The following is a 19,695-nucleotide window of genomic DNA, read 5'->3' as shown; positions in this document are numbered from 1 at the left end:
GGACGGCGCGAAAAACGCGTGCGCTATCATCAACCGCACAAGTGGATGCGGGCGCGCTGAAAGGAATCGAAAGGAGTCATTTGGAAAGTATTGACCATGCCATCCTGATCGGCGCCGTGGTGATGACGCTCGGTATCGTCGTGGGGGCGTTCTCGGCGCGTTTCGGCGTGCCGTTCCTGCTGGTCTTCCTGGGCGTCGGCATGCTGGCCGGCGTGGACGGCCCGGGGGGCATCCGTTTTTCCAATACCTGGCTCAGCTTTCTGGTGGGCAATATCGCGCTGGCGATCATCCTGCTCGACGGCGGGTTGCGCACGCGCTTTGCCACGTTCCGCGTGGCCCTGCGGCCCTCGCTGGCACTGGCCACGCTCGGCGTGGTGATCACGGCGGGCCTGGTCGGCGCCTTTGCCACGTGGGTCCTGAAGATCGACTGGAAGCTCGGGTTGCTGCTGGGCGCGATCGTCGGGTCGACCGACGCGGCGGCGGTGTTCTCGCTGCTCAACAGCAGCGGCATCCGGCTCAAGGAGCGCGTGGCCAGCGTGCTGGAGATCGAATCCGGCATCAACGATCCGATGGCCATTTTCCTGACGCTTACGCTGATCGAATGGATCACCGCGCCGCAGTCGCTGTCTGCGGGCGCGCTGGCATGGCGACTGGTGGTGCAGTTTGGCGTGGGGGGCGCGTTGGGCGTCGGCCTCGGCTATTGCCTCGCGAATGTGCTCGAGCGCGTCAACGTGGGCGAGGGGTTGCAGGCGATCCTGGTCTGCTCGGGTGGCGCGATGGTCTTTGCGATCGTCCAGAGCGTCGGCGGCAGCGGGTTCCTGGCCGTGTACCTGGCCGGCATGATCATCGGCAACCGCGAGCGCGCGGTCACCGCCGACACCATGCGCGCGATGGACGGCATGGCCTGGCTGGCCCAGTCGGCCATGTTCCTGCTGCTGGGGCTGCTGGTAACGCCACACCGGATCTGGGAAGTAGCCCTGCCAGCTGCGGCCGTGGCACTGTTCCTGATGTGCGTGGCGCGGCCGCTGGCGGTCTGGGTGTCGCTGCTGCCTTTCCGCTTCAGCGCGGGGGAGAAGGGCTTCCTGGCCTGGATGGGCTTGCGCGGGGCCGTACCGATCGTGCTGTCCCTCTTCCCGCTGCTGCAGGGCATGGAGGATTCCGGCCTGCTGTTCCGCATCGCCTTTGCGGTGGTGCTGGCCAGCCTGCTGTGCCAGGGGACGACCGTGGCGCTGGCGGCGCGTCTGGCGCGCGTGCTGCGCCCGGCCTACACGGAACCGCTGTCGCGCGAACGGCTGCAAGGCACGCGCGCGCCGTCGCTGGAGCTGATGCAGTTCCTGGTGGCGGCCAATTCGTCGGTGGAGAATTTGCGCGCCGATCAGCTGGAGCTGCCACCACGCAGCCGGCTGATGACGGTGGCGCGCGACGGCGTGCTGGTGCCGCTCGATCAGGTCATCCTGCGCGCCGGCGACGCGGTGTCGGTGGTGGCGCCGGGCAGCACGGTGCCGCTGCTGTCGCGCCTGTTCCTGACCGCGGCCCGGCCACCCGCATGGGATCAGGTATCGCACGACTTCCTGCTCTCCGGCGACGCCTTCCTGCGCGACGTGGCCGCACTCTATGGCACCCGCGCGCTGACACCGGCCGAGCATGCGCTGACGCTGGAAAACGCCATGCTGTCGGCGTTTCCGTCGCCGCCGGTGGAGGGCGATGCCGTGGAGATTGCCGGATTGCGGCTGACGGTGACCCGCATGGACGGGCCCCGGATCGTGCAGGTGGGATTGTTGCTGCCGCGCGGGCCGGCTGCGGCCGACACGGCCAAGGACAGGTTGTGGCGCCTGCGGCGAAAATCGCCGGGCGCCACGGATCACGCGTAGCGGTCAGCCGATTATCAATCGACCTTCGCGCCGGACACCTTTACCACCTGTCCGTACTTCTTCAGTTCCTTCTGGATCAGCGCGGCAAACTGTTCCGGCGTGGTCGGGGCCGGCTGCGCGCCGATGCGGGCCAGACGGGCGCGCATGTCGTCGGTCTTCAGGATCGCCACGATGTCGTGGTTGAGGCGGTCGACGATGTCACGCGGCGTTCCGGCCGGGGCCAGCACTCCAAACCACGTGGAGATGTCGAACCCCTCCAGCCCCAGGCCCTTGCCGGCTTCCGCGATGGTCGGCAGATCCGGGAACGCGGCGGCGCGGCTGGCCGTGGTCACGGCAAACGCCTTGAGCTTGCCAGCCTTGATGTTGGCCGACGCCGAGGCAAGGTTGTCGAAGATCAGGTCAGTCTGGCCGGACAGCACCGACAACTGCGCGGGCGATGCGCCGTTATACGGAATGTGGACCATGCTGACATGGGCCATGCTCTTGAACAGCTCGCCCGACAGGTGCCCGGCGCTGCCATTGCCGCCGGATGCGTAGTCGAGCTTGCCGGGATGCTTGCGCGCGTATTCCACCAGGTCGCGTACGTTGTTGATGTGCAGCTCGGCGGCCTTGCCCGGATGCATCACCAGCACGTTGGGCACGTCGGCGACCAGCGTCACGGGCGCGAAGTCCTTGACCGGGTCATACGGCATCTTGCTGAATAGCGTCGGGTTGATGGCATGCGTGGCCACCGCGCCCATCACGATCGTGTAGCCATCCGCCGGTTGCTTGGCGACGTAGTCCGCGCCCAGGTTGCCGCCCGCGCCGGGCTTGTTTTCCACCACCACGGGCTGCCCCAGGCTGTCGCGCAGTTTTTCGCCGATGGCGCGCGCCACGGTGTCCAGCGGTCCGCCGGCCGGGTAGGGCACCACGAACTTGATCGGCTTGGTCGGCCAGTTGCCGGCGGCATGTGCGGGCGTGGCCATCGGCAGGGTGGCGGCCACCAGCGTGGCCATGGTGGCGGCCATCTTCGTGGCCGTGAAGAGAGTCTTCAGCATATGGGATCGGAACGACGGAACGATTGGGAAAGCGGGGGGCCGGGACGTACGTGGCGCCCCGGCGCTGGCCGGGCAGTTCAGTGGATGCCGATGCCGCGCGCCATCATCACGGCGCAGAGCGGCAGCAGGATAAATACGTGGGCTTCGATCATGACCCAGCGGCGGGCCTTTTTGATCTCGGCGGGCGTCGGCACGAAGTCGGGCAGCTTGCGCGCCTGCTTGCGCCAGCGCGCGATGGCGAACGTCGGCGGCAGCGAGCTCAGGGCGATCAGCACGAAAATCGTGACCTTGGCGTGGAACCATGGGTTGTGCAGGTAGAAATCCGCACCCTTGGCGCCATAGAACAGCCGCAGCAGGCCGGTGGCCAGCACGACCATCGCCGACAGGAAATAGAACAGGTCGTACAGCGAGAGCCGCCGCACGGTGGCCGGCGTCATTTCAGGCCGCAGCACGACGGCTTCGGCGGCCAGCAGCGTGACCAGCACGAAAATCGCGAGGAAATGGAAGAACGCCAGCAGGGCATCGGTCAGCATGAATTCTCCTTGGGCGAGTCGCGGCTGCGCTGGCGCGCGCTTTCAGACCGCGGCGATTGGCTTGCAAACTTCGCTTTCAATGGGAACTGCGGGGGACGACTTTGGACTTCTGGTTGTCTCGCCCGGTCCGGGGAAGGCCCCGGACCCTGCCTGCGCCGGTCTGTGCCGGTTCAGAGGTTGCTTCATAAATGAAGCGAAGCGGTCCTGGCCAGGCCGTGCAGCGACGCCAGGATCTTCCTGAAGCGACCTCTTAGAGCACGCCCTTGGCGCGCAAGGCGGCGATGTGTTCGGCACTGTAGCCGAGTGTCTCGCCGAGCACCACATCGGTGTGCTCGCCCAGCAACGGTGGATGGCGCAGTGCCTCGGGCGGCGTGACGCTCATCCGCATCGGGCTGCCGACCAGCTTTACCTCGCCGGCGGTGGGGTGCGGCAGATCGACGCGCAGGCCGCGCGCCAGGACCTGCTCGTTCTCGAAGACTTCGTCGAGCGAGTTGATCGGGCCGCAGGGCACGCCGGCACGCTCCAGGTCCAGGATCCATTGCTGGCGCGTGCGCGGCAGCACCATTTCGGCCAGGATCGGCACCAGCTCGTCACGGTTGGCCACGCGCTGCGGATTGGTGGCGAAGCGCGGGTCGTCGGCCAGTTCCGGCCGGCCGCCGGCCGTCACGAACTTGCGGAACTGCCCGTCGTTGCCCACGGCCACGATGATCCAGCCGTCGGCGGCATGGAAGGTCTGGTAGGGAACGATGTTCGGATGGGCATTGCCCCAGCGCCGCGGCGCCACGCCGCTGGCCAGGTAGTTGGTGTTCATGTTGGCCAGCATGGCCACCTGCACGTCCAGCAGCGCCATGTCGATGTACTGGCCCTCGCCGGTGCGGTCGCGGTGGGCAAGGGCGGCCAGCACCGCGATGGTCGCGTACTGGCCGGTCATCAGGTCGGAAATCGCCACGCCGGCTTTCTGCGGGCCGCCGCCGGGCAGGTCGTCGCGCTCGCCGGTCAGGCTCATGAATCCGCCCATGCCCTGGATGATGAAGTCATAGCCCGGGCGCTGGGCATACGGGCCGGTCTGGCCGAAACCGGTCACCGAGCAATAGATGATGTCCGGCTTGACGGCTTTCAGCGACTCGTAATCCAGCCCATACTTGCTGAGCTGCCCGACCTTGTAGTTTTCCAGCACCACGTCGCTTTTGGCGGCCAGTTCGCGCACCAGTTGCTGGCCTTCCGGCGTGCTGATGTCGCAGGTCACGGAGCGCTTGTTGCGGTTGGCGGCCAGGTAGTAGGCGGCTTCGGCCGTGTCGCGGCCGTCTTCGGCCTTGAGCCACGGTGGACCCCAGGTGCGGGTGTCGTCGCCGGGACCGGGGCGCTCGATCTTGATGACATCGGCGCCGAAGTCGGCAAGGTTCTGGGCGCACCATGGCCCGGCGAGGACGCGGGTCAGGTCGAGGACGCGGAGATGGCTCAAGGCTCCCATGGCAGAGACGGCAAGGCGTGGAGGTGGGGTGAGTGGGGCGGAGCGGCCGCGCGGCGCGAAAGGCCGTGGCGGAGCCCGGGCGGACAGCCTGCACTCTACCACCCGGCAGGGCGGCCGACGCACTCCGGTGGGGCATCCGTGGGCGATAGCCGGCCAATCGTCGCTCACCCGGCCGCCGTCCCGCCACCGGCCGGCTGTCCGGCGGCTGCCGGGCGGACACGGGCCGCCCGCGAGACTGCCCCGGGGCGGGGCTTGCCCGTATAATCAACGGTTTGCAAATCCAACCTGACTGACTGCGCCCTGCCACGACGCGGGAGGCGCCCGATATAACATGAAAGTCTCCGACATTCGCAGCAAGTTCCTGCAGTACTTCGAGTCGAAGGGCCATTCCGTGGTCCGCTCGTCCAGCCTGGTGCCGGCGAACGACCCGACGCTGCTGTTCACCAATTCGGGCATGGTGCAGTTCAAGGACGTGTTCCTGGGCACCGACAAGCGTCCCTACACGCGCGCCACGTCGTCCCAGCGCTCGGTCCGCGCCGGCGGCAAGCACAACGACCTCGAGAATGTGGGCTATACGGCTCGCCACCACACGTTCTTCGAGATGCTCGGCAATTTCTCGTTTGGCGACTACTTCAAGCGCGAAGCCATCCAGTACGCCTGGGAGCTGCTGACCAAGGTCTACCAGCTTCCCGCCGACAAGCTGTGGGTCACGGTCTACGCCGAAGACGACGAGGCCTATGACATCTGGGCCAAGGAAGTGGGCGTGCCGGCCGAGCGCATCGTGCGCATCGGCGACAACAAGGGCGCGCGCTACGCGTCCGACAACTTCTGGCAGATGGCCGACACCGGCCCGTGCGGCCCGTGCTCGGAAATCTTCTACGACCACGGCCCGGAAGTGTGGGGCGGCCCCCCGGGATCGCCGGAGGAAGACGGCGACCGCTACATCGAAATCTGGAACCTGGTGTTCATGCAGTTCAACCGCGACGAGCAGGGCAACATGACGCCGCTGCCCAAGCCGTGCGTGGACACCGGCATGGGCCTGGAGCGTATTGCCGCGGTGCTGCAGCACGTGCACAGCAACTATGAGATCGACCTGTTCCAGGCACTCATCAAGGCTGCTGGCCGCGAGACCCACATCGACAACCTGAACCAGAATTCGCTGAAGGTCATTGCCGACCACATCCGCGCCTGCTCGTTCCTGATCGTCGACGGCGTGATTCCCGGCAACGAAGGGCGCGGCTACGTGCTGCGCCGGATCGTGCGCCGCGCCATCCGCCACGGCTACAAGCTGGGCCAGAAGAGGCCGTTCTTCCACAAGATGGTGCCGGACCTGGTAGCGCAGATGGGCCAGGCCTATCCGGAACTGGCCGAGGCGCAGACGCGCGTGGTGGAAGTGCTGAAGGCCGAGGAAGAGCGCTTCTTCGAGACCATCGAGAACGGCATGTCGATCCTCGACGCCGCCGTGGCCGAGCTGAAGACGCGCGGTGGCAAGGTGCTGGACGGCGAACTGGCGTTCAAGCTGCACGACACGTTCGGCTTCCCGCTGGACCTGACGCAGGACGTGGCGCGCGAGCAGGAAATCACGGTCGACGAGACCGCGTTTGACGCCGCGATGACCCGCCAGCGCGAGCAGGCCCGCGCTGCCGGCAAGTTCAAGATGGCGGCCGGCCTCGAGTACACGGGCGACAAGACCGTGTTCCACGGCTACGATTCGCTGGGCGTCGAGCGCGCGCGCGTGACGGCCCTGTACGTGGATGGCGCCGCCGTCGACACGATGCAGCCGGGCCAGACCGGCGTCGTCGTCCTGGACAACACGCCGTTCTATGCCGAGTCCGGTGGCCAGGTGGGCGACCAGGGCACGCTGGTGTCGGGTCCGGCGGTGTTCAGCGTGACCGACACGACCAAGATCCAGAACGAAGTCTTCGGCCATCAGGGCACGCTGACGAACGGTCCGCTGAAGGTCGGCGACACGCTTGCCGCGCAGGTGGATGCCAACCGCCGTGCGCGCACCGTGCGCAACCACTCGGCGACCCACCTGATGCACAAGGCCCTGCGTGAGGTGCTGGGCACGCACGTGCAGCAGAAGGGTTCGCTGGTCGATGCCGACAAGACGCGTTTCGACTTCTCGCACAACGCGGCGCTGACGGACGAGCAGATCCGCCAGGTGGAAGAGATCGTCAACGCCGAGATCCTGCGCAATGAGGCCACCCGTGCCGAGGTCATGCCGTTCGATGACGCGGTGAAGGGCGGCGCGATGGCGCTGTTCGGCGAGAAGTACGCCGACGATGTGCGCGTGCTGTCGATCGGGACGTCGAAGGAGCTGTGTGGCGGCACGCACGTGTCGCGCACCGGCGATATCGGCCTGTTCAAGATCGTGGTGGAAGCGGGCGTAGCCGCCGGCATCCGCCGCGTGGAAGCCATCACCGGCGACAACGCGCTGCACTACCTGCAGGCGCTGGACGCGCGCCTGAACGAAGCCGCTGCCGCGCTGCGCGCCCAGCCTTCGGAACTGGTGCCGCGTATTGGCCAGGTGCAGGACCAGGTCCGCGCGCTGGAGAAGGAACTGGAGAAGCTCAAGAGCAAGCTGGCGTCGTCGCAGGGCGATGAGCTGGCCGCGCAGGCGGTGGACGTCAAGGGCCTCAAGGTGCTGGCGGCCCAGCTCGACGGCGCCGATGTGAAGACGCTGCGCGAGACGATGGACAAGCTCAAGGACAAGCTCCAGAGCGCGGCCATCGTGCTGGGCGCCGTGGCCGACGGCAAGGTCAGCCTGATTGCTGGCGTGACCGCCGACGCGACGTCGAAGGTGAAGGCTGGCGATCTCGTCAACTTCGTGGCCCAGCAGGTGGGCGGCAAGGGTGGCGGCCGTCCGGACATGGCGCAGGCGGGCGGCACCGAGCCGGCCAATCTGCCGAAGGCGCTGGCCGGCGTCAGCGAATGGGTGGCGACCAAGGTCTGATGCCTTGATCCACGCATGACAAGGGGCGCTTCGGCGCCCCTTGTTTTTGCATCCCTTCTCTTTGCATCCCTCGTTCTTACTTCCGTCGTTCCTGCATCAAACCTCGCGCTTTCCGACGACGGCCGCCAGGCCGCTCAACAGGTCCATCGGCAACGGAAACACGATCGTCGAGCTCTTGTCCCCGGCGATCTGCGTCAGCGTCTGCAAGTAGCGCAGTTGCATCGCCTGAGGTTGCTGGGCGAGCATTTGCGCGGCCTCCAGCAGCTTCACGGAAGCCTGCAACTCTCCCTCCGCGTGAATGATCTTGGCGCGGCGTTCGCGTTCCGCCTCGGCCTGGCGCGCGATCGCCCGGATCATCGATTCGTTCAGGTCCACATGCTTGATCTCGACGTTCGACACCTTGATGCCCCACGCATCGGTCTGCGCGTCCAGCACCTTCTGGATGTCGAGGTTCAGCTTCTCGCGCTCGGCGAGCATTTCATCGAGTTCATGCTTGCCCAGCACGGAACGCAGCGTGGTCTGCGCGAGCTGGCTGGTCGCCTCCATGAAATTCGCCACCTGGATGATCGCGCGCTCCGGGTCCACCACGCGGAAGTACACCACCGCATTGACCTTGACCGACACGTTGTCATGCGAGATCACGTCCTGCGGCGGCACATCGAACACGACGGTCCGCAGATCCACGCGCACCATCTGCTGGACCGCAGGAATGAGCAGTACCAGCCCGGGCCCCTTGACGCGCCAGAACCGGCCGAGCATGAAGACGACGCCGCGCTCATACTCGCGCAGCACGCGGAACGCGGCCACGACCAGCAGGACGAGCAGGAAGATCAGGCCACCGAAACTGAATCCGAATGCCATGTCAGGCTCCCTTGTTGTGGGGGGAAGTTGCAAAGCCGGCGTCGCTGGCCATCACGTCCAGCACCAGCCCACGCCGCGCCGTCACGCGCACCTGCTGGCCGCGCGCCAGCGGCACGGTGCTGTGGATGCGCCATTGCTCGCCTCGCACCATGGCCCAGCCGTCGGCCTGCGTGTCGTCGATCACGATGCACACGGTGCCGAGCAGGGTATCCGCGCCACTGACGACCGGCCGCCGCCGCGAGCGCAGCAGCAGCGCGGACATGCCGAAGAGGAAGATGGCGGAGATACCCGACAGCGCGCCGATCAGCGACAACGGCACGCCAAAGCCGGGCACATCGGTATCGATGAGCATCACCGCGCCGAAGGCAAATGCGATGATCCCGCCCACGCCGAGCGCGCCGAACGTCGGCAGGAACATCTCCGCCACCATGCAGCCGACACCCAGCGCGATCAGCGCCAGCCCCGCGTAGTTGACGGGCAGCATCTGCAGCGCGAACAGACCCAGCAACAGGCAGATCGCCCCCGCGATGCCCGGCACTACCATGCCCGGCGTGGAGAATTCGAAGATCAGCCCGTAGATGCCGATCATCATCAGGATCAGCGCGACGCTGGGCTCGGTGATGACGGCCAGGAACCGGCTGCGCCAGTCGGGTTCCAGGGTCACCACGGGGGCGTTCGCGGTGCGCAGCACGCGCGCGGCGCCTGCGGCTTCCACGCGTTTGCCGTCCACTTGCCGCAGCAGCGTCGGCAGGTCCGCCGCCACGAGGTCCGCCACACGCTGGGTCACGGCCTCTTCGGCCGACAGGCTCACCGCCTCGCGCACGGCCCGCTCGCCCCATTCGGCATTGCGGTGGCGCAGTTGCGCCAGGCCGCGGATATACGCGGACGCGTCGTGCATCTGCTTGCGTGCCATGGTGTCCTCCGGCGGCGCGCTGGCCGGGGCGGAAGCGGGGGCCGGGGCGGCTTCGGGCTTGGGCCCGCCAACGCCAATCTGCACGGGACTGGCCGCGCCCAGGTTGGTGCCGGGCGCCATGGCGGCGATGTGGCTGGCGTAGAGGATGTAGGTGCCGGCGCTGGCCGCCCGCGCGCCACCCGGGAATACGTAAGTGGCCACCGGCACCGGCGACGCGAGGATGGCCTGGATGATGTCGCGCATGGACACGTCGAGCCCGCCCGGCGTGTCCATTTCCAGCACGATCAGTTGCGCGCCTTGTTTCTGGGCCAGCGCCATGCCGCGCACGGCAAAGCTGGCGCTGGCGGGGCCGATCGCACCCTTGACCGGAATGACATAGACGGGAGGTGTGGCGGGTGCGGTGGCGGACGTTGCAGCGGAATTCCCGGCCGACGGGGTCACGGTTTGCGCCAGCGCCACGAGCGGCCCCGCCATCGCCAGGATCATCAGAAGGCAGGCGGGCCAGGGCGCAGCCAGCCGGCGGGCCAACGACCGTATCAACGCAAGGGCGAGTGTCATGGCAGGACGTCGCCACGGGATATGCCGTGGTGACGCCACTTTCAGTGTAGGCGACCGGCCACATATTGCACGCTGTGCTGCGTGCGCCGGCGGCCCGCGTCAGGCCGCTTCGCGTGCGATATCCGTCGCCACGATGTTCGGCAGCATGTCGGCAAGTGCGGTCAGCGCCGCGCTGGTCATGGCGGGATGCCATGCCAGCACCGTCGTCACGCGGCCCGCTTCCCCGAGCGGATGGATGCTGATCTGCGGCAGATTGCGGTAGAGCGCCAGCACGGAGCGCGGCACGATCGCCACGCCGATGCCCGCCGCCGCGCAGGTCACGATGGCGTGGTACGACCCAAGCTGGATCACGCGTCGCGCCGCATTGCTGTATTGGCTGTACCAGTGTTCGAAACGCGTGCGGTAGTTGCAGCCGGAGTCGAAGGCGAGCAGGGTGGGGCGCTCGATGTCCTCGGGCGTGCGGATCGGCGGATGCTGGGCGCTGGCGATGATCACCAGTTCCTCCTCGAAGCCCGGGCGGCTGACCAGGTCCGGATTGCCGAGCGGCTCGGCCACGAATGCGCAGTCCACCTCGAAGCGCTGCAGCGCGTCCAGCGACTCGCGCGTGGACAATGTCACGAGTTCCAGTTCCACCTCCGGCCACGCCTGGTGGTAGGCCGCCAGCACGGTGGGCAGCCGGCTGGCGGCGGTGCTCTCCATCGACGCAATCCGCAGCCGGCCGTGCGGGCGTGCCGGCTGCACGGCGTGCCGCGCCTCGTCGGACAATTGCAGGATCCGGCGCGCATAGTCGAACAGCGTCTGGCCGGCCGGCGTCAGCACCATGCGTTTGCCGTCCCGCACGAACAGGTCCACCCCCAGCGATTGCTCGAGCTGGCGTATCCGGGTGGTCACATTGGATTGCACGCGATGCAGCCGTGCGGCGGCGCGTGTGATGCCGCCAGCCTCCACGACAGTGCGAAAGATTTCCAGCGCCGCCAGGTCCATGGCAGTCTCCTTTCTCAAATTGAGATGAAAGGCATCTCGATAATTCATTATCCGTGATGGGGTTTGCGGCATAGCATAGGGGAAACTCAACCGTTCAGCCAAGGCGCCTCGTTGCAAGGTGCGGGTTCCTCCATGTCTCTCGTGAATATCGATCTCCCCGCCGGGTGCGTTGCCCGGCCAACCGCCGGCCCGTGGGCCGTGGCCATGGCCGGCTTTGTCTCGCTGGCACTGGCCATGGGCATCGGTCGGTTTGCCTTTACGCCGTTGTTGCCGATGATGCTGCACGACGGCTCCGTGACGCTGGCCGAGGGCGGCGCGCTGGCCACGATGAACTACATCGGCTACCTGCTGGGCGCGCTGCTGTGCCTGTTCATCCGCCCCGATCCCGTGCGGATCGTGCGCGGGTCGCTGGTGCTGACGGTCGTCCTGACGCTGGCCATGGCGCTGCCCGGCGGCATGCCGGCCTGGCTGACGTGGCGCACGATTGCCGGCGCCGCCAGCGCGGTGGTGATGGTCTACGCCACCGCGTGGTGCATGCAGCGGCTCGCCGAACTCGGTCATCCGACGCTGGGCGGGATCATGTTCTGCGGACCGGGCATTGGCATCGTGGTCACGGGCGTGTCGGTCTTCGGCATGGTGGGCGAGCACTGGCTGGCCAACTGGGGCTGGATCGCCTTTACGGTACTCGGCGCCGTGATGCTGGCGGCGGTCTGGCGCGTGTTCGGATCGCCGGCCCCCGCCGCGCATGCGGCATCCGGCCAGCCGGTGGCCGCCACGCCGGCCACGTCGGTTGTCACACCCGAGCTCAACCTGGAAACCTGGGCGCTGACCCTGGCGTACGGGCTGGCAGGCTTTGGCTACATCATCACCGCCACCTTCCTGCCAGTGATTGCGCGGCAGGCGATGCCCGGCACGGTCTGGGCGGACCTGTTCTGGCCGATCCTCGGCGCCGGCGTGGCGGTCGGCGCCTGGCTGGCCACGCGCGTCGGCATGCATCACGACAACCGACGCATGATGATGATCCTGTACACGGTGCAGGCCATCGGCGTGGGCGTGGCCGCGGTCTGGCCGACGGTCGCCGGATTCGCCCTGAGCAGCCTCCTGGTTGGGCTGCCGTTCACGGCGCTGGTGTCGTTTGCGATGCGTGAGGCGCGCCGGCTCTGGGGCGCCTGCGCGCCAAAGCTGATCGGCCTGATGACCGCCGCCTACGCCCTCGGCCAGATTGCCGGGCCACCGCTGGCGACGGCGCTGGTGGCGCGCACCGGCGGATTTGCCGCATCGCTTGTCGTGGCGGCCGCGGCGTTGCTGGTCGGGGCCCTGATCTACCTGTGGATGTGGCGTGCGATGCCGGTGCGGGCGGCCACCTCGCGCTGAGGACTGCGCTACAGTATTGGCTTCGCCGCTCACTCGACCGGGGTACATCCGCACCGGCGCTGCAGGGCGGCGTGCGGAGAATGCGTCCCCATGTCTTTTGCCTTGCAGCCCGGGCGTGCCGCGGGCCCGGCTCTTCCCATCAGCGCCGAGGAAGCGCGCGTGCGCGTCGACCTGGCCGCCGCCTATCGGCTGGCAGCGCTGGAACGCTGGGATGACCTGATCTACACCCACATCTCGGCCACCGTCCCCGGCGAGCCGGACCACTTCCTGATCAACCCGTTCGGGTTTGCCTTCGACGAGATCCGCGCGTCCGATCTCGTCAAGATCAACGGCCGCGGCGAGGTGGTCGGCGAGACCGTACATCCCGTCAATGTCACCGGTTTCGCGCTACACGCCGCCGTGCATGCAGCACGCGCCGACGCCCATTGCGTCATGCACCTGCACAACACGGCGGGTATCGCGGTGTCCGCGCAGGCGGAGGGGCTGCTGCCGCTGTCGCAGCACGCGATGCGCTTTCACGGCCGTATCGGCTATCACGACTACGAGGGCCTGGCGTTCACGCCGGCCGAGGGGGCGCGGCTCACCGCGTCGCTCGGCGACCATCCCGCGATGCTGCTGCGCAACCACGGCACGCTGACCGTGGGGCGCACCGTGGCGGAAGCCCACGTGCTGATGGCAACGCTCATCAAGGCGTGCGAGATCCAGCTTGGCGCACAGCTTGGCAGCGCCACCGTGCAGCCGCTGGCGGCCGTGGTGGACAAGACGTCGCTGCAGCTCTACGACAACGGCGCCGTGGAGGGCGAGATGGAATGGCCCTCGCTATTGCGCAAACTCGATAGAATCGATCCCTCCTACCGGGACTGAATACCCGGTTTTCTGACAGAGCACCCGCAAAAACCAAAGGAGTCACGAGAAATGCCCACGTTTCACGTCGAGATGTTCGAAGGCCGCACGGTCGAGCAGAAGCGCAAGCTGGTCGAGGAAGTGACCCGCGTCACCTGCGAGACGCTTGGATGTTCCGCGTCGGCCGTGGATATCATCATTACCGATATCAAGCGCGAGAACTGGTCCACCGGCGGCGAACTCTGGATCGACAAGAAGTAAGCCATCCGCGCCAGTTCACCACGCTGGCCCGCCTTCCACGTTCTTCGCCGCCTCCCGCCATGCAGCATTTCGCCTCTGACAACTACGCCGGCTTCTGCCCGGAATCGCTCAAGTATTTCCTGGAAGCCAACGCGAGCGGCCACGAAAAGGCCTACGGCGACGACACCTGGACGCAAAAGGTCTGTGATCGCATTCGCGACCTGTTCCAGACCGATTGCGAGGTCTTCTTCGTTTTCAACGGCACGGCGGCCAATTCGCTGGCGCTGTCGTCGCTGTGCCAGTCGTATCACTCGGTGATCTGCCACGAACTGGCCCATATCGAGACCGACGAATGCGGCGGTCCGGAGTTCTTCTCGAACGGCTCCAAGCTGCTGACGGCGCCGGGCGAGAACGGCAAGCTGACGCCCGATGCCGTGGAGGCGCTGGTCACGCGCCGCACTGACATCCACTACCCGAAGCCCCGCGTGGTGTCGCTGACCCAGACGACGGAAGTCGGCACGGTCTACACCGTGGAAGAGGTGCGGGCGATTGCCGCCATCGCCAAGCGCCGGCAATTGCGCGTGCATATGGATGGCGCGCGCTTTGCCAATGCGGTGGCGTCGCTGGGCGTGCATCCGTCGGAAATCACATGGCGCGCCGGCGTGGACGTGCTGTGCTTCGGCGGAACCAAGAACGGCTTGCCGGTGGGGGAGGCCGTGGTGTTCTTCGACCGGCGCCTGGCGGAAGACTTTGCGTACCGCGTGAAGCAGGCCGGCCAGTTGGCGTCGAAGATGCGCTTCATTTCGGCGCCCTGGCTGGGCATGCTGGAAAACGACGTGTGGCTGGCCAATGCGCGCCATGCCAACGCGATGGCGCAGTTGCTGCATCAGCGCATCGTCGATATCCCCGGTGTGCGGATCATGTTTCCGACGGAGTCGAATGCGGTCTTCGCCGAACTGCCGCTGCCGGCGATTGAAGCGTTGCGCGCGAAAGGCTGGTTGTTCTACACGTTCATCGGCGCGGGCGGATGCCGCCTGATGTGTTCGTGGGACCTGCAGCCACAGACGGTGGAGGTGTTTGCCGCGGACATCCGCGCCGCCTGTACCCGCTGACGTAGCGATCGAACGGGCGATCGGAGGAACGATCGCTCCAGACGATCGACCTTGAATATCGAACCTGAACGGGCGCGACAGACGCCCAGGAGCCCTCGATGGAACCCTACCGATTCTGCCCCCGGTGCGGCTCGCCGCTGGAGCATTTGCCGATGTCAGGGCGCTGGCGTCATGCCTGCGTGCAGGATGGCTGTGGCTTTGTGCACTGGAACAACCCGCTGCCCGTGCTGGCGGCCGTGGTGGAGTATGAGGACAAGATCCTGCTGGCCCGCAACGCGGCCTGGCCGGAGAAGATGTTCGCGCTGGTGACGGGTTTCATGGAGCGCGACGAGACGCCGGAACTGGGCGTCGCGCGCGAGCTGAAAGAGGAAACCAACCTCGACACCGTTTCCGCGTCGCTGATCGGCGTCTACGAATTCATGCGCAAGAACGAGCTGATCATCGCCTATCACGTCAAGGCGACGGGGCGGATCGAACTGTCGGAGGAACTGGCGGAATACAAGCTGGTGGCGCCGGAAAAGATGCGGATCTGGAACGCCGGCACCGGGTTTGCCGTGGCGGACTTCCTGGAGCGGCGCGGCCTGCCGGTGCAGTTTTTCGACCGGGCGACGGGGGAAGACATTCCCGACCCACGCCGGCCGACTGACTTCAGCCAGGTCGGGGCTTCGTTACAATACGGCATCGACCAAAAATAGTGGGATGAGAGGAATGGACTTCCAGAAAGAAGTGGATGCGCGCGGACTGAACTGCCCGCTGCCGATCCTGCGGACCAAGAAGGCGCTGGCGGACATGGCCAGCGGCGACGTGCTCAAGGTGCTGGCGACCGACCCGGGCGCAACGCGTGATTTCCAGGCGTTCGCCAAGCAGACCGGCAATGAGCTGCTGTCGCACGCGGAAGTGGACAAGGTATTCGTGTTCTACATGAAGCGCCGCTGAAGCCCGCGCCTCCGGGCAAAGAAAAAGCCGCCTCGCGTATGAGGCGGCTTTTTCGTTTCCGGCTTGCGGCGCTTACCCGCGATGCGCCAGATAAGCGCGGAACTCGTCACGTACTTCCGGGTGCTTCAGGGCAAACTCGACGGTCGCCTTGAGGTATCCGAGCTTGCTGCCGCAGTCGTAGCGCACGCCGTTGTAGCGGTAAGCGAGCACCTGCTCCTGGCCCAGCATCGACTGGATGGCGTCCGTCAGCTGGAACTCGCCGCCAGCGCCGGGCTTCAGCTCGCGGATGTGATCGAAGATGCGGGGCGTCAGGATGTAGCGGCCGACCACGCCCAGGTTGGACGGCGCGTCCTCGGGCGCTGGCTTTTCCACGATGGCGGACATCTTGATCACGCGCTCGTCCCACTCGCGGCCATCGACCACGCCGTAGGACCGGCTCTGTTCGGGCGCGATTTCTTCCACGCCGAGCACCGAGCAGTTGTAGTGGTTGTAGACATCCACCATCTGCTTCATGACCGGCACGTCGCCATCCAGCAAGTCATCGGCCAGCATGACCGCGAACGGCGTGTCGCCCACCAGCTTGGCGGCGCACAGCACCGCGTGGCCCAGGCCAAGCGCCTCGGGCTGGCGCACGTAGTAGCACTCCACGTTTGCCGGCTTGATCGAGCGGACCACATCGAGCAGGGCCCGCTTGTTCTTGGCTTCCAACTCCATTTCCAGCTCATAGGCCTTGTCGAAGTGATCCTCGATGGCGCGCTTGGAGCGGCCGGTCACGAAGATCATTTCGGTGATGCCTGCGGCCATGGCTTCTTCCACGGCGTACTGGATCAGTGGCTTGTCCACCACCGGCAGCATTTCCTTGGGACTTGCCTTGGTTGCGGGGAGGAAACGGGTGCCGAGACCGGCGACGGGAAAGACGGCCTTGGTGACGCGGTTTTCCATTTCAGATTCCTTTTCTATCCGGTGTAATACCGTGCCGTATGGTGAGGGCGCCGTCTGTCCGGTTCCGTCCGACCCGGCGGGCGGCCGGGTCCGGAATCGCTGTCTGACCGCGCCGGAAGCTAACACGGCCCGTTACAACCAGCCCCGCAACTTCCGTGCCGGTCAGGCAGCGGCGTACAGGGCCCGTCAGGCCGGCAGACGCTGTAGTTGACCCTGCAGCTTGGCCAGCGTCTGTTCGAAATCCGACAAACGCTGCGTCTCCTGCGCCACCACGGCCGGCGGCGCCTTTGCCACGAAGCTCTCGTTGGACAACTTGCCACGGCATTTGCCGATTTCGGCGCTGATCCGCTCGACTTCCTTGGAGAGGCGCACACGCTCGGCCGCGACGTCGATTTCGATCTTCAACAGCAGGTGATTGCCGCCGACGATGGCAACCGGCGCCCCAGCCCCCTCCTTCTGAAGGGTGGCATCATCTTCGAACACCTTGACCTCGGAAAGTTTCGCCAGCGCCTGCACTTGCGCCGCCGCTTCCTTCAGGAAGGCGCTGTCGCCGTGGGCGTACAACGGAATCCGCTGGGCCGGGGAGATGTTCATCTCGCCGCGCAGGTTGCGGGCGGCGTCCACCACGGCCTTGAGCTGGGCCACCCAGGCTTCGGCGGCTTCATCGATCTTGGCCACGGCGGGCAGCGGGTAGGCCTGCAGCGCCAGGGACTCGCTGCCGTCACCCTTGGCACGGCCGGCCAGCGGGGCCACCTTCTGCCACAGTTCCTCGGTGATGAACGGGATGATCGGGTGGGCCAGGCGCAGCACGGTCTCCAGCACGCGCAGCAGCGTGCGGCGCGTGGCGCGCTGTTGCGCTTCCGTGCCGGTCTGGATCTGCACCTTGGCCAGTTCCAGATACCAGTCGCAGTATTCGTCCCAGACGAACTTGTAGATCGCGTTGGCGATGTTGTCGAAGCGGTACTCGTCGAAGCCCTTTTCGACTTCCGCTTCCACGCGCTGCAGCAGCGACACGATCCAGCGGTCGGCCTGCGAGAAGTGCAGGTAGCCGTCCGGGCCGCAATCGTTGTTGCACGGGCCCATGCCGCAGTCATGGCCCTCGGTGTTCATGAGCACGAAGCGCGTGGCGTTCCAGAGCTTGTTGCAGAAGTTGCGATAGCCCTCGCAGCGGCCGGTATCGAAATTGATGTTGCGGCCCAGCGTGGCCAGCGAGGCAAACGTGAAGCGCAGCGCGTCGGCGCCAAACGCGGGAATGCCGTTCGGGAATTCCTTCTTCGTCTTGGCCTCGATGCGCGGGGCATCCTTCGGACGGCGCAGGCCCGTGGAACGCTTCTTCAGCAGCGGCTCCAGCTCGATGCCGTCGATCAGGTCCACGGGGTCCAGCGTGTTGCCCTCGGACTTGCTCATCTTCTTGCCTTCGGAATCGCGCACCAGGCCGTGTACATACACAGTGTGGAACGGGACCTTGCCGGTGAAGTGCTTGGTCATCATGACCATGCGCGCCACCCAGAAGAAGATGATGTCGTAGCCGGTCACCAGCACCGACGAGGGCAGGAAGTGCTGCATCTCGGGCGTCTCTTCCGGCCAGCCCAGCGACGAGAACGGTACCAGCGCCGACGAGAACCACGTGTCGAGCACGTCTTCCTCGCGACGCAGCGCGCCGGTGCTGCCGGCGGCCTGGGCCTTGGCCTTTGCCTCTTCCTCGGTGCGGGCAACGAAGCAGTGGCCCGCATCGTCGTACCACGCCGGGATCTGGTGGCCCCACCACAGCTGGCGGCTGATACACCAGTCCTGGATGTTGGCTAGCCACTGGTTATACGTGCTGTTCCAGTTTTCCGGCACCAGCTTGATCTCGCCGCTCTGCACGGCGTCCAGCGCCACCTCGGCGATCGAGCGGCCCGGGAAGTAGGTGCCTTCCGGCGCCGGCTTGCTCATGGCGACGAACCACTGGTCGGTCAGCATCGGCTCGATCACGCTGCCGGTGCGCTCGCTGCGCGGCACCATCAGCTTGTGCTTCTTGATCTCGCCCAGCAGGCCCTGTGCCTGCAGGTCGTCGACCATCTTCTTGCGCGCGTCGAAGCGGTCCATGCCGGCGTAGGCTGCCGGCGCGTCGGCCACGACCTTCGCGTCGAGCGTCAGGATCGACAGTTGCGGCAGGTTGTGGCGCTGGCCCACCGCGTAGTCGTTGAAGTCGTGGCCCGGGGTCACCTTGACCACGCCGGTGCCGAACTCGCGGTCCACGTATTCATCGGCGATGACCGGAATCGTGCGGCCGGTCAGCGGCAGGTGCACGAATTTGCCGATCAGGTGCGCGTAGCGCTCGTCTTCGGGATGAACCATCACGGCGGTGTCGCCGAGCATGGTTTCCGGCCGCGTGGTGGCCACGGTCAGGTGGGTCAGGCCGCGCACGGTATCCGGTTCGGCCAGCGGGTAGTGGATGTGCCAGAGCGAGCCTTCTTCCTCGATGCTGTCCACTTCCAGGTCGGACACGGCCGTGCCCAGCACCGGGTCCCAGTTGACCAGCCGCTTGCCGCGATAGATCAGCCCCTGCTCATGCAGGCGGACGAAGACCTCGGTCACCGCCTTCGACATCTCGGGCGACATCGTGAAGTATTCGCGCGTCCAGTCGATCGACGCACCCATCCGGCGCACCTGGCGCGTGATGGTGGAGCCGGACTCTTCCTTCCAGGCCCAGACCTTCTCGGTGAATTTCTCGCGGCCGAGGTCATGGCGGGACACGCCCTGCGACTCGAGCTGGCGCTCCACCACGATCTGGGTGGCGATGCCGGCGTGGTCGGTGCCGGGCAGCCACAGCGTGTTGGCGCCGCGCATCCGGGCGTGGCGCGTCAGGCCGTCCATGATGGTCTGGTTGAACGCATGGCCCATGTGCAGCGTGCCGGTCACATTCGGCGGCGGCAGCTGGATCGCGAAGTCGGGGCGATCGGGGTCGAACGTGGGCTGGGCAATGCCGCGGCGCTCCCACTCTGGGCCCCATTTCGCCTCGATGGCGGCGGGTTCGAAGCTCTTGGCAAGGGACTGGTCTTCTGCGGTCATGCTGGGGATG

16 protein-coding genes are annotated in these 19,695 nt (G+C 66.5%); 8 read left to right on the top strand and 8 right to left on the bottom strand.

Going from position 1 to position 19,695, the window contains the following annotated elements:
* The first annotated feature begins 80 nt into the window (after positions 1-80).
* Positions 81-1,871, top strand: a complete 1,791-nt coding sequence (locus AC1DOX_RS22810) for a potassium/proton antiporter (RefSeq protein WP_441617323.1) — start codon at positions 81-83, stop codon at positions 1,869-1,871.
* Between the two features lie 14 nt (positions 1,872-1,885).
* Here AC1DOX_RS22810 and AC1DOX_RS22805 read toward each other — a convergent pair whose 3' ends face one another.
* The 3 genes from AC1DOX_RS22805 to AC1DOX_RS22795 form a co-directional block, all read right to left on the bottom strand.
* A complete protein-coding gene (locus tag AC1DOX_RS22805) occupies positions 1,886-2,908 on the bottom strand; it encodes a Bug family tripartite tricarboxylate transporter substrate binding protein (protein ID WP_441617325.1) in 1,023 nt (340 codons plus the stop codon).
* A gap of 77 nt (positions 2,909-2,985) precedes the next feature.
* The gene (locus tag AC1DOX_RS22800) at positions 2,986-3,441 is read right to left on the bottom strand and encodes a DUF2214 family protein (protein ID WP_092134774.1); all 456 of its coding nucleotides are present in this window, start codon (positions 3,439-3,441) and stop codon (positions 2,986-2,988) included.
* 250 nt (positions 3,442-3,691) lie between these two features.
* Positions 3,692-4,912: a CaiB/BaiF CoA transferase family protein gene (locus tag AC1DOX_RS22795; protein WP_477114067.1), complete on the bottom strand. Its 1,221-nt coding sequence runs from the start codon at positions 4,910-4,912 to the stop codon at positions 3,692-3,694.
* Positions 4,913-5,243: 331 nt separating this feature from the next.
* Here AC1DOX_RS22795 and alaS point away from each other — a divergent pair, with 331 nt between their 5' ends.
* Entirely contained in the window at positions 5,244-7,868 is a 2,625-nt protein-coding gene (gene alaS, locus AC1DOX_RS22790) for an alanine--tRNA ligase (RefSeq protein WP_441617329.1), read from the top strand.
* A gap of 96 nt (positions 7,869-7,964) precedes the next feature.
* Here the strand turns inward: alaS and AC1DOX_RS22785 are convergent, their stop codons facing one another.
* The 3 genes from AC1DOX_RS22785 to AC1DOX_RS22775 all read right to left on the bottom strand — a co-directional run bounded on the left by AC1DOX_RS22785 (position 7,965) and on the right by AC1DOX_RS22775 (position 11,184).
* On the bottom strand, positions 7,965-8,729 hold the full coding sequence (locus AC1DOX_RS22785; protein ID WP_092134769.1) for a slipin family protein: 765 nt from the start codon (positions 8,727-8,729) through the stop codon (positions 7,965-7,967).
* A gap of 1 nt (position 8,730) precedes the next feature.
* Complete coding sequence (locus tag AC1DOX_RS22780) at positions 8,731-10,200, bottom strand: NfeD family protein (RefSeq protein ID WP_441617332.1); 1,470 nt, start codon at positions 10,198-10,200, stop codon at positions 8,731-8,733.
* Between the two features lie 99 nt (positions 10,201-10,299).
* Positions 10,300-11,184 (bottom strand): LysR family transcriptional regulator, encoded by an 885-nt coding sequence (locus AC1DOX_RS22775; protein ID WP_441617334.1) that lies wholly within the window; start codon positions 11,182-11,184, stop codon positions 10,300-10,302.
* Positions 11,185-11,316: 132 nt separating this feature from the next.
* Here AC1DOX_RS22775 and AC1DOX_RS22770 point away from each other — a divergent pair, with 132 nt between their 5' ends.
* The 6 genes from AC1DOX_RS22770 to AC1DOX_RS22745 all read left to right on the top strand — a co-directional run bounded on the left by AC1DOX_RS22770 (position 11,317) and on the right by AC1DOX_RS22745 (position 15,689).
* On the top strand, positions 11,317-12,558 hold the full coding sequence (locus tag AC1DOX_RS22770; protein WP_441617336.1) for a YbfB/YjiJ family MFS transporter: 1,242 nt from the start codon (positions 11,317-11,319) through the stop codon (positions 12,556-12,558).
* A 90-nt stretch (positions 12,559-12,648) separates the two neighbouring features.
* Positions 12,649-13,422: a class II aldolase/adducin family protein gene (locus AC1DOX_RS22765; protein WP_441617338.1), complete on the top strand. Its 774-nt coding sequence runs from the start codon at positions 12,649-12,651 to the stop codon at positions 13,420-13,422.
* A gap of 51 nt (positions 13,423-13,473) precedes the next feature.
* Positions 13,474-13,662, top strand: coding sequence for a 4-oxalocrotonate tautomerase (locus AC1DOX_RS22760; RefSeq protein WP_092134765.1), 189 nt, complete (start codon positions 13,474-13,476; stop codon positions 13,660-13,662).
* A gap of 59 nt (positions 13,663-13,721) precedes the next feature.
* Positions 13,722-14,753 carry a threonine aldolase family protein gene (locus AC1DOX_RS22755; RefSeq protein ID WP_441617340.1) on the top strand — a complete coding sequence of 344 codons (1,032 nt, stop codon included), beginning with the start codon at positions 13,722-13,724 and terminating at the stop codon, positions 14,751-14,753.
* A 98-nt stretch (positions 14,754-14,851) separates the two neighbouring features.
* Positions 14,852-15,448, top strand: coding sequence for an NUDIX domain-containing protein (locus tag AC1DOX_RS22750; RefSeq protein WP_092134761.1), 597 nt, complete (start codon positions 14,852-14,854; stop codon positions 15,446-15,448).
* A 13-nt stretch (positions 15,449-15,461) separates the two neighbouring features.
* Positions 15,462-15,689 carry a sulfurtransferase TusA family protein gene (locus AC1DOX_RS22745; protein ID WP_092134760.1) on the top strand — a complete coding sequence of 76 codons (228 nt, stop codon included), beginning with the start codon at positions 15,462-15,464 and terminating at the stop codon, positions 15,687-15,689.
* A gap of 72 nt (positions 15,690-15,761) precedes the next feature.
* On the opposite strand, the gene galU is transcribed toward AC1DOX_RS22745, so the two are convergent.
* Together galU and AC1DOX_RS22735 are read right to left on the bottom strand one after the other, a co-directional pair.
* A complete protein-coding gene (gene galU / locus AC1DOX_RS22740) occupies positions 15,762-16,631 on the bottom strand; it encodes a UTP--glucose-1-phosphate uridylyltransferase GalU (RefSeq protein WP_441617342.1) in 870 nt (289 codons plus the stop codon).
* Positions 16,632-16,817: 186 nt separating this feature from the next.
* Positions 16,818-19,685 (bottom strand): valine--tRNA ligase, encoded by a 2,868-nt coding sequence (locus tag AC1DOX_RS22735; RefSeq protein WP_441617344.1) that lies wholly within the window; start codon positions 19,683-19,685, stop codon positions 16,818-16,820.
* Between the last annotated feature and the right edge of the window lie 10 nt (positions 19,686-19,695).

The sequence above is a fragment of the Cupriavidus sp. 01L415 genome (assembly GCF_056400065.1).
The sequence above is the reverse complement of the archived record's forward strand: the minus strand, read 5'-3'. Positions and strand labels throughout refer to the sequence as shown.

Excerpts from the sequence above, each read along its gene's own strand:
- AC1DOX_RS22805 (WP_441617325.1), bottom strand. The coding sequence starts at position 2,908 with ATGCTGAAGACTCTCTTCACGGCCACGAAGATGGCCGCCACCATGGCC.
- AC1DOX_RS22800 (WP_092134774.1), bottom strand. The coding sequence starts at position 3,441 with ATGCTGACCGATGCCCTGCTGGCGTTCTTCCATTTCCTCGCGATTTTC.
- AC1DOX_RS22795 (WP_477114067.1), bottom strand. The coding sequence starts at position 4,912 with ATGGGAGCCTTGAGCCATCTCCGCGTCCTCGACCTGACCCGCGTCCTC.
- alaS (WP_441617329.1), top strand. The coding sequence starts at position 5,244 with ATGAAAGTCTCCGACATTCGCAGCAAGTTCCTGCAGTACTTCGAGTCG.
- AC1DOX_RS22785 (WP_092134769.1), bottom strand. The coding sequence starts at position 8,729 with ATGGCATTCGGATTCAGTTTCGGTGGCCTGATCTTCCTGCTCGTCCTG.
- AC1DOX_RS22780 (WP_441617332.1), bottom strand. The coding sequence starts at position 10,200 with ATGACACTCGCCCTTGCGTTGATACGGTCGTTGGCCCGCCGGCTGGCT.
- AC1DOX_RS22775 (WP_441617334.1), bottom strand. The coding sequence starts at position 11,184 with ATGGACCTGGCGGCGCTGGAAATCTTTCGCACTGTCGTGGAGGCTGGC.
- AC1DOX_RS22770 (WP_441617336.1), top strand. The coding sequence starts at position 11,317 with ATGTCTCTCGTGAATATCGATCTCCCCGCCGGGTGCGTTGCCCGGCCA.
- AC1DOX_RS22765 (WP_441617338.1), top strand. The coding sequence starts at position 12,649 with ATGTCTTTTGCCTTGCAGCCCGGGCGTGCCGCGGGCCCGGCTCTTCCC.
- AC1DOX_RS22760 (WP_092134765.1), top strand. The coding sequence starts at position 13,474 with ATGCCCACGTTTCACGTCGAGATGTTCGAAGGCCGCACGGTCGAGCAG.
- AC1DOX_RS22755 (WP_441617340.1), top strand. The coding sequence starts at position 13,722 with ATGCAGCATTTCGCCTCTGACAACTACGCCGGCTTCTGCCCGGAATCG.
- AC1DOX_RS22750 (WP_092134761.1), top strand. The coding sequence starts at position 14,852 with ATGGAACCCTACCGATTCTGCCCCCGGTGCGGCTCGCCGCTGGAGCAT.
- AC1DOX_RS22745 (WP_092134760.1), top strand. The coding sequence starts at position 15,462 with ATGGACTTCCAGAAAGAAGTGGATGCGCGCGGACTGAACTGCCCGCTG.
- galU (WP_441617342.1), bottom strand. The coding sequence starts at position 16,631 with ATGGAAAACCGCGTCACCAAGGCCGTCTTTCCCGTCGCCGGTCTCGGC.
- AC1DOX_RS22735 (WP_441617344.1), bottom strand. The coding sequence starts at position 19,685 with ATGACCGCAGAAGACCAGTCCCTTGCCAAGAGCTTCGAACCCGCCGCC.